Here is a 12,397-nt window from a genome sequence, read left to right on the forward strand (position 1 = left end):
TATAAATTTTAAGAGATTTTCCGATATTACAATACACACATTTTACAGGGATGAAGAAATGCCAAATTTTGACGCCATAAGGATCGGCGTTATCAAAAAGATCAAGGGTGAAGCCATCGCCATAAGCAGGGACGGCACTATGAGGGTGCTACACAAAGGCGATGAAATTTACCTTGGTGATGATATAAAAACGAGCGAAAACTCGAACCTTACCATTGCTTTTGATGACGGTGAAAAGGCTTATGTCGGCTTTAGCTCGGTATTTCACACTATAAATGTCTTTGCTGAGCACAAAGGCGAGCTAGTCATCCCAAAAAACGCAAACATCCTTGAAAACCATAAAGAACACGCAAATGACGATGATCAAATCTCCCATCAAGAGCTATCTCCTCACGGCTCATCATCGCAATACTCTGCTTCAGTGGGCAGTGGTGGCATCAAATTTGAACTAGGTGGCCACTACTCAAATATCTATGACTTCTACACTGGTTTGCGCGCTCTTGAAGCTAGGCATGACGAGGTCAAATGGCCAGTTGGCGAGGCAAAAATCGGCGGGGTCTCATACGCTGGATTTGGCGCCGAAAACCTAAATTTTACACCACCAGAGCCAAACATCGTGCTAAATTTTAACCTTACAAGCGACACTGGCGAGAAAAAGGGCTTTTTAGGAGGAGCGCAGCTAAACTCACTACCAAAAACTCCTGATGGCAAGAAAATCATCACAAGCATAGGCGTTGATATCCCAGACGTTGCTAAAAATGGTGACATCATCACGATAAAGACAAACATGAAAGGTGGTGGCAAAACTAGCAACTACAAAGTGAATACGATAACAAACGAGCTAATCCCAGTTGATAGCACCGGCATGCCCACTGGAGCGCCTCCTATACCTATCGTAAATGGCAAAGCAGAGATCACTGGGGTTGAAATTTTAAACCATGGCAAAACGACCGTGACAAGCTCATACACCACTGGAGGCAGAACATTTACCGCGCCGCCAACTGCCTATGAGCTAAACGACACGCCAGCCATCTCAAAAGTGACAGCCACGCTTGATCTTGATAAAAATGGCGACGGCGTGATAGATGCGACCGAGCTAGGATATGGCAGCGGCACGCAAACTAGCGGTATGAAATTTGTAGTGCCTGACGAGCTTAGCACTGGAGATAAGATCACGTTTAAGCTAAATGAACCGGGCAAACCACCAACCCAGAAGAAATTTACGCTAGATAAAGAAAATGGCACAGCAACTGACGAGGACGGCAATACCTATACATTTACTACCGATGAAAATGGCGCGGTTAGCTTTAGCGTGCCAAATATCGCAAACATCACGGCAGGAAGCAGCATAGAAACTGGCGTAGTTGATAAATTTGGCAACGTCTCAGCCACAAGCACTACACCAAGCAGCAATGTAAGTGACACCGTCAAAGTGACGCTAACAGCTGATAAAAACGGCGATGGGCTAATAAGTAGCAACGAGATAGGAGACGGCACTTCAAAGGTTGAGATAAATTTACCTCGCACTATAAAGCCAAAAGAGAGCGTCTCTATAAACATAGGTGGCTCGCCAAAAGAATTTGTAGTAAGCGACGATGGCACAAGCGTCTATGATAAAAATAACCCAAGCGTAGTAGTGCCAATAGTTAATGGTAAATTTGAAGTGCCAGGCGTAAGCGTGCCAGTGACACCTGGCTCAAGTGTATCTATAAGCACAACGGTTAATGACGAGCATGGCACGCCAAAACCAAATGGCACAAGTAGCCAAACCACCCCAAGCGTCGTAGTAGCTCCTCCTGTAAAATCAGCCAAGATAAGCTTTGATAGTGACCTAGGACATAACAATAGAACACCAGATGGCAGGATAGATACCTCAGAAAACAGATACAATGACGGTGACCCAACAAAAACCAAGGCCTCTATAAAAATCCCAAGCGTGATAAAAGAAGGCGATAAGATAGCCATCGATGTCACCAACCCAGACGGCAGCAAAACGCACAAAATTTACACATATACTAACGGCAAGATAATCGCCCCTGATCACAATGAAGTGCCGCTAAATGATGGTAAATTTAAGATCACAGTGCCAATAGAGCATGGCAAAACCACAAGTATAACGACGACTATGATGGATAAGGCTGGCAACAAAGGCGAGAGCGACACAAATGAGATAAAATTTAGTGACAGCCCAGTGGCGAAATTTGTCAAAGACGCTGACGGAGATGGGCTCATAGATGACACCACTGGAGCCATAACGACCTCTGATGTAAAGGTCTATCTCCCAAGTAGCGCAGTGCCAAAAGATGAGCTAAAGATAAGCATCCTAAACCCGCTTACCAACAAACAATCAACCGTAAGCTACATCCTAGACGATGATGGCGTGCATATGATAAACAAAAAAGACCCAAGCGATATAAAAGTGATAAGTGATGGAGCTATCACCATACCAGATGTGATAGTAAGTAGCAAGCGTCCGACCTTAGTCGATGCAACCCTTATAAAAGATGATGGAAGTGCAATCTCTGGCACTTCAAGTGGCAGGCTATTTGCCTTTGGCGTGCTGGACTACATAGACGATGTAAAGCTTGTTACAAAGATAGATAATGCTGATATCCACTCCGCAAAATACCTAAACGAAGAGGACTACGAGCATATCATCTCGACAAGCCAGTATGAGTCAAATCTGGCCCAAAAGATAAACTACAACATCGCTCTTACAAATGACGAACAGCCATACATTAAATTTGGTATAAATAAGCCTGACACCACAAGTGACGGCAAAGGCTACGTGCTAATCGAGATAAAAGACGAAAACGCAAATGTAAGTGATAGCTTTATAGCCAAGATCGAGAACAACACCGTCATAGCAGACTTTGAAAAAGCTGGCAAGAAGCTAGATAGAACGCACCATATCATAGACGCCACCTACGTGGGGACTGACGGCGTGCCTCAAAGAGATGATAACCTAACTATCACAGTCGATCTTGACTCAAAGCCTGACAAGCTAATAGAATCTGACTTTGATAATATAAAAAACGGCTCTGGCAACTACGCTATAAATTTTAGCGGTAAAGGCGAAGCTGCAAACAATCCACACGATGAAAAATCAAAAGATGTAGAGGTCATAGACGCTGAGACATCTGAGAAGACGACACTTACACTTGATAGAAATTTAAGCTACTCTGGAAGCTTTAACGTAGCGCAAAACACTGGCAGCAAAAACTACATCGTTGAAAGACTAGATGATGCGGGAAATTTAGCCGTTCAAACCGTGACTATGGTGGCAAACAAAGGCCTTGATGTTGATATGTGGTTTTTTGACTGCACAAATACAGAATTTTGGTCATACGACCCAGCAGTTACGACTGGTCCAAGAGCGGATAATATCTCTCCTGGAGGGTATGGATACCACGTAGCAAATCACTATGAGGCATGGACCAAATGGGCAGGAACTGGCGTAAGTGCTACTACAACTTATAATGAGCTTTCTTTTCAAGGAGGTAAAGACTGGAAGCTAAAATCAACAAGACCACACGCAGGTGAGCTAAACACAAACGATATAGCAAAAGTAGGACACTCTCCAGAAGCAAGCGATACCGATCACACTGGGGCGCATTATAATCTAAACAAGACAGGAAACTACGTCCTTGAGGAGGCGGAGCCTATAGGAACTGATCTGATCATGAAAATGAAAGGTTGGATATACATAAAAGAAGATGGCCAATACAATATAGCTGCAAAACACTTTCAAGATATGGTGGATGTAAAAATAGCAGATGAAAGTTTTGGAAAGTGGGCATATTGGTTTGGTTCAGGCGACAATGGTCCTCACGGAGGCAATCATATTTATAATCTTAAAAAAGGATTTTATAGGATAGAGGTTGATTATGTTGATAGGACGCAAGATACATTTTTAGACATAATGATCAAAAAAAGGTCACAAAATGCTAGCGACTATAAAATCATAGGCTCACAAGGAAGCGGCACACACCTTTTTAGTGATAGCTATGTAAAAGCTCTACATGATAAAGGATATGTTAGCGATGAAAAAGATGGTCTTATAGCTGGTAAAAAGGGGTATAGAAGTTTAATAAATCAAGAAAAAGATACAAGCAAACCAGCAAAATATTTTGGTGATGATGCGGATGATTTCAACAAAGTAATACATCTAAAACACAATAATGATAGCCTTGAAGGTAGCAACCTAAACGATGTATTTATCTACAATGGCAAGAATATAGACGCAAAAGGTGGCGTTGATAAGCTGATATTTGTTGAAGATACAAAACTAGAAAAGGTGAGTAATTTAAATGATAATCTAAAAAGCTTCGAACGCCTGCAATTAGGCACAGAAAATCAAGCTGTTTCAATATCATTTAACACAAAAAATGTTCTTGACATAATAGACTCTAGAACAACAAGAATAACAGAGGGCGAATACTCAACCCTAACAACCGTATCTGGCACTGAAAGCATAAATACTGTTTTAAAGATACTAGGAGATAGCAACGATATCGTAAAACTAATAAACGATGGCACAAATAAATTTGAATTAGCAACAAACGAAGAGGTCACTTTGCTAAACTGGAAGCACAGCAAAGCCATAGGTGGTAGCTATAATAAAGTAGAAACTGATGGTAACGGACATGTAAGAGAATTCCAGCCAGATCCAACGCATAACCCAGATGTATGGAAAACATATAAAGATGCAAACGGTAAGCCAATTATCGACTCCTACGACACTCCAGTAAATCACGTCTACAAAGGCACATACACCGATGGAACTAGCACAAAAACATTTTTCGTTGAGATAGATAAAAATATCAAGATCACTCACGAGGGAGATGATCAAAACAATACCTTTACCTATGAAGGCAACAAGATAGACGCAAAAGATGGCGCTGATACGCTCATCTTTACTGAAAATATCGATCTTAGCAGAGTGGCTGACCTAAAAAACGATAAATTAAAGAGCTTTGAAGCTTTACAGCTTGGTAGCAAGAGCACTCAGGCGGTCTCGATAGGACTGGATGCTAAAAGCGTGCTTGATATCATAGACTCACAAGTAACAGATGGTGGGCTAAAAAGCGTAAATACCGTGCTAAAGATCAAAGGCGACAATAATGACAAAGTGGCGCTAGAGGGCAAAGGCACTATCTTCACGCAAGCAACAGACAGCGAAGTGGCAGCACTAAATTTAAAGCATAGCGCTTTAGGTGATACGCACAACCAAGTGGCGATTGATGGTAGCGGACATGCGCTAAATCAAGTCTATAAAGGCGTATATGGTAGCGGAACTGGCGCACAAACATTTTTTATCGAGATAGATAAAGATGTAAGTGTAGTAAATTTGGTGCATTAAATTTAACTCTGTCAGGCTAAAATTTATAGTTTTAGATTTAAATTTCTTAAAAACAAAAGCTTCCTGTATATTTTTAAACTTAGTTTAAATATTTAAAATGTATAATCCAATTTCTTTTATCAAGGTGGTTGGATAGCTCAGTCGGTAGAGCAGCAGACTGAAAATCTGCGTGTCGGCAGTTCGATTCTGCCTCTAACCACCATTTAAACTTTCTTTCAAAATCAATCATTTTTACTTCTATCAAATATAGTTTTATTAAAAAGCCTAATTTTACACTTATTTTAAATTTACAAGCTCAAATTCTGCCCAAAATTCGCTTCCAGCTCCTGCTTCGCTTTTTACACCAAGCTTTGCGCCATGAATTTTAGCTATATTTGCAGCGATGGCAAGACCAAGACCGCTACCTCTGTTTTGGCTTTTATTTCTTGAGCTTTCAACTTGATAAAATTTATTCCAGATTAGCTCGATATCTTTTTTAGAGATGCCTAAGCCATCGTCTTTTACAGACAAAAATGCATGCGTTTTTGTGAGGGTTAAATTTAGCTCAATCTTAGCTTCTGCAAATTTTAGTGCATTGCTTAAAAGGTTATCCACCAGCCTAGATATCATCAGCTCATCGCCTAAGATTTCAATCTCTGGTGCGATCTCGTAGCTAAATTTCAGCCCCTTTGCATTTGCTAGCTTCTCATAGTCGCTGGCTAAATTTTGCAAGATTGAGCTTAAATTTATACCTTTTAGCTCCAAATTTCTGCCAGCTTCCAGTCTTGAAAGCTCCAAAATTTGATCTATCAGCGAGGTTATTTTCCTTGACTGCCTAGAGATGACCTCCAGTGATTCCTTGGCCTCGTCTAAATTTTGCGCGTAGCTCGCGGCATAGTCACTCTCAGCCATGATGACGGATAGCGGCGTTCGCAGCTCGTGAGAGACGTCTGAGGTGAGCTGCTTTTCGCTTTGATAGACCTTTTCGAGGGAGTCAAGCATCTGGTTAAAAACACTTGCAAGTGCGTGTAGCTCGTCTTTGCCAGCAGGCAGGTCTATGCGCTTTGAAAAGTCCTGGTTACTACCTATCTCAAGGGCAGTTTTTGACATCGTAGAAACTGGCTTCATCGCGTTTTTTATCGTTTTATAGCCACCATAAAGCACAAAGGCAAATAAAACCGGCACAAAAACGCCAAGCGCTAGTAAAAATAGCCCCTCTTTTTTGAAAAATTTCTCCGCATTTATCACGCCTCTGACCCAGAGCTCTTTGCCTTTAGCTGCGATATCGTAGTAGTAAAAGCGGTTTTCGCCGTTTTCATAAAGGCGCACCGCACCGCTGTTCATTTTAAGTGAAATTTGAAAGTGTTTTGGTGCTAGACCACCGACTACATCGCCTTTTGCGTTATATTTTATAAAAAATATCCCATCATCATATGGCTCAAACTCATCCATATCATTGGCTATTTTGGTGACTGATTTGGCTAGCTTTTTTTGGCTCACATCCTCAAAAACTTCATCCGCCACGACCGCAGAGATGGCAACAAGAGCTGATACGATAACGATGATAAAAAACGAGTACCAAAGCGTTACGCGCGCCGTTATTGGGATGTTTGCAAGCGTTTGCTTAATCCTTAACAACATAGCCAAGTCCTCTTTTAGTCTGGATCATATCACACTCGCCAAGCTTTTTTCTTATGTTTTTTATAAGCACGTCGATGACGTTTGAACCGCCCGTGTAGTCAAAGTCCCAGACGTGCTCTTTGATCTGGTCGCGAGTTAGAATTCTGCCCTTGTTTAGCATCAAAAACTCTAAAATTTCATACTCTTTGCCAGTTAGCTCGATCTGCTCGCCGCTAAATTCTACAGACTTTTTAGAAAGGTCGATCTTTAGCTCACCTGCGTAAATTTCACTAGTCGCATTGCCGCTATTTCGGCGAATGAGCGTGCGCACTCTAGCTAGCAGCTCCTTAAAGTCAAATGGCTTTACTAAATAATCATCCGCGCCCGCGTCAAGCCCCTTTACAACGTCGTCCACATCGTCTTTTGCCGTTAGTATCAGCACAGGGGTCGCTAGCTTTGCGGCGCGAGACTTTTGCAAAAATGTAAGTCCGTCCATCACTGGCATCATAAGATCAAGCACGATGAGATCGTAGTGCGCCACCGCAGTAAAGTCCATCGCCTCCTCGCCATTAAACGCGCTATCGACGCTATATCCGTTTTTCTTAAGGTGCCTTGTGATGACGCTATTTAGGTCTTTTTCGTCCTCGACGACTAAAATTTTCATCTTTGCCTCACTTGGTTTTGCCAGTTATTTTATCAAATTTGGCTTTTTATTTTTAGATTTAAAATTTCGCCATTTGCTGCGCCTATCTTAAAATCATATAAAAAGCCGTTAAATTTAGCCCTTGCCTCATAAAAATACTCCGTGCAAAATGTGCCAAAACTTTGTTTTTTCGCTAGATAGATCGGCTCAAATTCCACATCTTCTGGTTCTACTTTTAGGCGCTCTAAGATGAGCTCTTTAACTCTTTCTGGCAAGATGTGAGTTAGCCCTTCAAATTTGGACTGCTCTTCATTTATCTTTGATAGCTCCGCCCTTTGCGTTTCGTCTTTTAGGTGGTTTGAAGCGTTTGATAGCCACACTCCAGCCTTGCCAGTGTAGGTAAGCGCATCCGCTACACCTTGAAGCGAAAGCTCAAGCGTTTTTTTAAAGAAATTTTGAGCTTTGCATTTTGGAGCTGCTTGGCTTAAATTTTTATCTAAATTTTCAGGGCTTTGCTCGCTCTCTCCTAAATTTTCGCAACTATTTTTATTAGCAGTATTTTCACTTAAATTTTCTCTCGCGCTTTGGCTAAAATTTTCGTTCAAATTTTTCTCTAAACCCTGATCGCCAACTTTATCGTTTAAATTTTTCTCTAAATTTTCACTCATCTTTTTTCATCTTTATAAAAATTTAACGCCCAAAAAGGGCGCTAGATCACTTTGTGTAGTTGCTGATTATCTCGCCTGTTTGAGCGTTTATGATCACTTTTTTCTCGCTCCTGTCGCGCTTAAGCTCTACTTTGTATATCCAAACACCATTTTTATTATCAAGCTCTGCCTCATCAAGGCTCCAGCCAGCCTCGAGCGCTTGAGCTTTAGCCACAGCCTCGTCGATGCTAAGAGCAAATTTTGAAAAATCTACCGCTTCGATCGGCAAGATATGTTTTTTATTTTTATTCTCTACTTTAACGATCTGACCGCTGTTGGCATCGATCTTGATATCTTGTTTGACTCCGTCTTTAAAAGACTCTATCTTGTAAAATGTCACGCCCTTTTTGACGTTCATCTCGATATCTTTGACGCTTGAGCCTGGGAAGTTTTTCTCAGCTATGCTTAAAGCCTCTTTTGATGTGATAGCTGCTTGCAAGCTTGTCGCTCCTAAAACTACTGCTAAAACTGCCGCGCTTAATACCTTTTTCATTTTTGATCCTTTTATTTATGATTTCCAACTTTCGTTTGGATGAGCGCATTATAAAAACCTTAAATGAAGCTAGGATGAATGAATGGAAATTTATTTTAAGACCACTCTACTGACAAAATTTCTAGCTATAAATGTTTTTACCTAGAAATAATCAAAGAAAACTATAAAGCAGTAAAAAAGTTGGTTTAAGATTACAGCTTAGCATTTATCAACTTGTTACACCAAACTAAGCAAACATACTAAGAAGGAGTAATCAGAATTTCTGCTATGATTTTGATTTTATTGCTAGACAATAAAAATATTCTGCTATAGCTGAATTTTCATTATCGATCACGAGTAAGATAAATTTATAAAGGATAAAAGATGAAATTTAAAACCATACTATTAATAAGCTTTCTAATAAGCCTTAATTTAAGTGCTTTTGAGCCTATGAACCCTAGTATAGCTACCAAAAAGGCTAGCGATGATTATGGGCAGGTTGATGGTGGAGCTTTTTGTGATGCAGACTATGGTACCGACTTTATTACTCCTAGCTTTAAATGCTATGACGATAAAGAGAAATATAAATTTAAAGAGTACTCTTTAGAAGATTTTATATGTCAGTCAAGAAGTACTGCTTTTAGAGATAACTATTTTGCTGATCTTTATAATCTAATCGTAAAAGAAAATCCAAATTTAAAAGAAAAAGCTCAAAAGATAGCAAGAGAGAGAATAGCTAAAACTAAAAAAGAGTGTATAAATAAATTTTCAAAAGAGTTTAAACAAAATTGTAAATTAACATTTAGCATATCTGGTGCTATTCATTGCTCTAGGTCATATTATAGAAGCTATATGGCTAAGCTTGCACTGATGCTTTATGAGAACGATAAAGAGCTATTTAAAAGAATTTACGGCGAAGATTATGAACATTTTAAAGAGGTATTTGAAGATACTTTAAAATATGTGCCGATACTTTATTCAGAAGTAGAGCTAAATGGTATTAAAAAGACAGATAAAAATCCTTATGCTGAGTTTTTAAGAAAATATGATGACTATACTGGTGATTATGGTAATTATAAAATCCACGATCTAATTTATATAGTATTAGTCCAATACTCCCTAATAGATAAAAATGGTCATTTAGTTTTACCAGAGAATAGAAAAGAGGAGTAAGCTTCTTTTATACCAGAATTATGATCATACTTCTATATTGCATTTCCTTAATATCATGGATAGATATTTTAAAAATATTAAATAAAACCGAAGGGAAATAAAGGGGAAAATTACAAAAAAAAGAAAACTTAAAGTTCCTGAAACATAGTTAAAATCGGGTTTTTAAAAAGATTTTTAAAGAAGAATGGCTCCGGATGCTGGGTTCGAACCAGCGACCAAGTGATTAACAGTCACCTACTCTACCGCTGAGCTAATCCGGAACACTTAAAAGAAGTCGTATTATAGTTAGCAATCATTTAAAAATAGCTTAAATAACTAAAAATTTTAGCCATTTTTCTAATAAAATATATATTTAAAACCACTCAAGCAAATTGCCTGAGTGGTTTAGAGTTTTACCAAAGCAAGATCGTTTTATTTTGGTAGTTTTATTTAAATAAGAGCTTATTTAAAACTCTAAAGAATAAGTGTTTTTAAAACCTCTTCTTCCTAACCTCTTCAACTATAGCTTTAGCCATCTCATCTACTTCTGATGTTACTTCGTTTGCTTGGTTAGCAATTACTACGTTTTCTTTTGTTAGATTATCTATTTGAGCAACTGATTGATTTATCATATTTATGCCTTCACTTTGCTCTTTGATTGATTCACTCATCTCATTTATTGATTGAGCTAATACATTTGTATTTGCTTCTATCTCACCTAGAGATTTTTGAGTTCTCTCAGCTAGCTTTCTTACTTCATCAGCAACAACGGCAAATCCTCTACCATGTTCTCCTGCACGTGCAGCTTCAATTGCAGCATTAAGAGCTAGAAGGTTTGTTTGATCTGCTATATCTCTAATGATAGTTATGATGTTTTTAATTTCATCTGATTGTCTTATAACATCAGCTGTCTTTTGAGAGATGGCATTCATTGAGCTAGACATTTGTTCAACTGCAGCAGCACTTTCTTGTAAGCTATTTGCTTGAGTGTTTGCTGAGCTTGCTACTTTAGAAACTGAGCTTGCTAGAAGTTTAGCTTTTTCTTCTAGTACTTGAGCTTGGTTTAGATTGTCATTTAGCATTTTAGATATTTCTATGCCTAGAGAGTTTATACCACTTGCTATCTTACCATCATCATCAAGTCTTTTTGTAAAGTCTTGGTTTTTATAAGTGTTTAGTAGATCAAGTACATCTTTACCATTACTTGATATTGCATTTTTAAGAGCAAGTTGTAGATCTTTAAATGTACTTTTTAGTTGATTTAGAGCTGGGTTGTTTGTATCAGCTTCTAAGCTTGCTTCATAGTTACCATCTTTTATCTCATTTACAAAGGTGTTGGCTTTTTGGATGAAGATACTTTGATCTTTCATACCATCTTCAATGGCCTTTGTATTTTTGTTTATTAGCTCTGCCATTTGACCAAATTCATCTTTAGATGTTATCTCTATAGGCTCTGCTTTATTTGTCTTATGATTTAGTAGATCAAAGAAAGATAGTAGGCCTGTTTTTAGTTTGAGGATGATTTTTAGGAGGTAAGAAGACATTAGAAGTGACACTATCACAGAGATGATGATCGCTGCTAAGATAACGCCGATAGCTGAGTAAAATAGCGTATGTAAATCTTTTAAAAGCACATCCTCGTCCATCTCGCCAAATAGGTACCAATCAAGGCTAGGGATATATTTTGAGCCAATTATCAAATTTCTCGTGCCGTTAAAGTGATGGATGACGCCGCCATTTTTATTCATCAAGACGTCAAATTTCTCTTTGCCAAGGACGTCTTTTACATTTACTTTGCCGACCCTGTCGCTCTTTTCTATCTTTACAACGCCACTTGAATCAACCATTAGGAATTTACTGCCCTCGCCCATGGTTTTTGAAGTGACTAAATTTACGATGTCATCAAGGTTCATGCCTATCGCACTGACGCCATAAAATTTGCCGTCTTTTTCAACCTTACTATTTACATAAAGCGTTAGCGAGCCAGTAGCTTCTGAGACTTGGATGTTTAGAGAATTTACCTCTTTGCCGTTTTTAACGTCAAAATACCAGCTATCACGTGGATTGTCCTTGCTAAGCTGCTTTAAAATTTTGTCATTTGTGTAGTAATTTAGTGTTCTATCAGAGACAAACATCGCCGTTGAGAGGTTAAACGCCTTCATAAGGTCGGTGTTGTAGTTAAAAAGCGTTGCTAGTCCGTCCTTTGGCTCGCCTTCGTCGATCCACTTTAGAAGATAGTCATTTTTGGTCATCTGATAAGAGGTGTTGATGATCTTGTCTATGGCATAGCCGATCTCACCTGCAACGTTTGAGACAGCTAGTGGTAGCTCATCTTTCACAACTTTTTCTGTATATAGATTGCGAGCTATGTTATAACTAATGAGGCTAACGCCGATTAGTAGCAGCACGATCACAGCTGTCAAAATAACAGAAATTTTAATCCTTAAAGACTTCATAAATCA

7 protein-coding genes, 2 tRNA genes and 1 pseudogene are annotated in these 12,397 nt (G+C 39.0%); 3 read left to right on the forward strand and 7 right to left on the reverse strand.

Translation table 11 applies throughout. The features are described 5' to 3' along the window. Window positions 1–58 precede the first annotated feature (58 nt). A complete protein-coding gene (locus CVT00_RS06965) occupies window positions 59–5,362 on the forward strand; it encodes a hypothetical protein (RefSeq protein WP_107916025.1) in 5,304 nt (1,767 codons plus the stop codon). Between the two features lie 126 nt (window positions 5,363–5,488). Next, a tRNA-Phe gene (locus tag CVT00_RS06970) sits at window positions 5,489–5,564 on the forward strand. A 74-nt stretch (window positions 5,565–5,638) separates the two neighbouring features. On the opposite strand, the gene CVT00_RS06975 is transcribed toward CVT00_RS06970, so the two are convergent. The 4 genes from CVT00_RS06975 to CVT00_RS06990 are packed head-to-tail and all read right to left on the reverse strand — an operon-like array spanning window position 5,639 to window position 8,804. After that, window positions 5,639–6,982, reverse strand: a complete 1,344-nt coding sequence (locus tag CVT00_RS06975; protein WP_103559107.1) for a sensor histidine kinase — start codon at window positions 6,980–6,982, stop codon at window positions 5,639–5,641. After that, a complete protein-coding gene (locus CVT00_RS06980) occupies window positions 6,966–7,625 on the reverse strand; it encodes a response regulator transcription factor (protein WP_103559106.1) in 660 nt (219 codons plus the stop codon). The genes CVT00_RS06975 and CVT00_RS06980 overlap by 17 nt, the downstream gene beginning before the upstream one ends. Window positions 7,626–7,657: 32 nt before the next feature. Then, a complete protein-coding gene (locus CVT00_RS06985) occupies window positions 7,658–8,272 on the reverse strand; it encodes a hypothetical protein (protein WP_103559105.1) in 615 nt (204 codons plus the stop codon). A gap of 46 nt (window positions 8,273–8,318) precedes the next feature. Next, a complete protein-coding gene (locus CVT00_RS06990) occupies window positions 8,319–8,804 on the reverse strand; it encodes a PepSY domain-containing protein (protein ID WP_103559104.1) in 486 nt (161 codons plus the stop codon). Window positions 8,805–9,167: 363 nt separating this feature from the next. On the opposite strand from CVT00_RS06990, the gene CVT00_RS06995 reads away from it, so the two are divergent. Next, a complete protein-coding gene (locus tag CVT00_RS06995; protein WP_107916027.1) occupies window positions 9,168–9,956 on the forward strand; it encodes a hypothetical protein in 789 nt (262 codons plus the stop codon). A 185-nt stretch (window positions 9,957–10,141) separates the two neighbouring features. Here the strand turns inward: CVT00_RS06995 and CVT00_RS07000 are convergent. The 3 genes and pseudogenes from CVT00_RS07000 to CVT00_RS10500 all read right to left on the reverse strand — a co-directional run. Further along, window positions 10,142–10,216, reverse strand: a tRNA-Asn gene (locus CVT00_RS07000). Window positions 10,217–10,426: 210 nt separating this feature from the next. Next, window positions 10,427–11,581, reverse strand: a complete 1,155-nt coding sequence (locus CVT00_RS10495) for a methyl-accepting chemotaxis protein (RefSeq protein ID WP_430516361.1) — start codon at window positions 11,579–11,581, stop codon at window positions 10,427–10,429. A gap of 15 nt (window positions 11,582–11,596) precedes the next feature. Further along, window positions 11,597–12,391 (reverse strand): annotated as a pseudogene (locus CVT00_RS10500) (cache domain-containing protein); the annotation flags it as partial. Window positions 12,392–12,397: the final 6 nt, after the last annotated feature.

Source organism: Campylobacter concisus, assembly GCF_003048675.2.
Lineage (GTDB): Bacteria > Campylobacterota > Campylobacteria > Campylobacterales > Campylobacteraceae > Campylobacter_A > Campylobacter_A concisus_F.

Coding starts and splice junctions, on each gene's coding strand:
- CVT00_RS06965 (WP_107916025.1), top strand. CDS start 59: ATGCCAAATTTTGACGCCATAAGGATCGGCGTTATCAAAAAGATCAAG.
- CVT00_RS06975 (WP_103559107.1), bottom strand. CDS start 6,982: ATGTTGTTAAGGATTAAGCAAACGCTTGCAAACATCCCAATAACGGCG.
- CVT00_RS06980 (WP_103559106.1), bottom strand. CDS start 7,625: ATGAAAATTTTAGTCGTCGAGGACGAAAAAGACCTAAATAGCGTCATC.
- CVT00_RS06985 (WP_103559105.1), bottom strand. CDS start 8,272: ATGAGTGAAAATTTAGAGAAAAATTTAAACGATAAAGTTGGCGATCAG.
- CVT00_RS06990 (WP_103559104.1), bottom strand. CDS start 8,804: ATGAAAAAGGTATTAAGCGCGGCAGTTTTAGCAGTAGTTTTAGGAGCG.
- CVT00_RS06995 (WP_107916027.1), top strand. CDS start 9,168: ATGAAATTTAAAACCATACTATTAATAAGCTTTCTAATAAGCCTTAAT.
- CVT00_RS10495 (WP_430516361.1), bottom strand. CDS start 11,581: ATGGACGAGGATGTGCTTTTAAAAGATTTACATACGCTATTTTACTCA.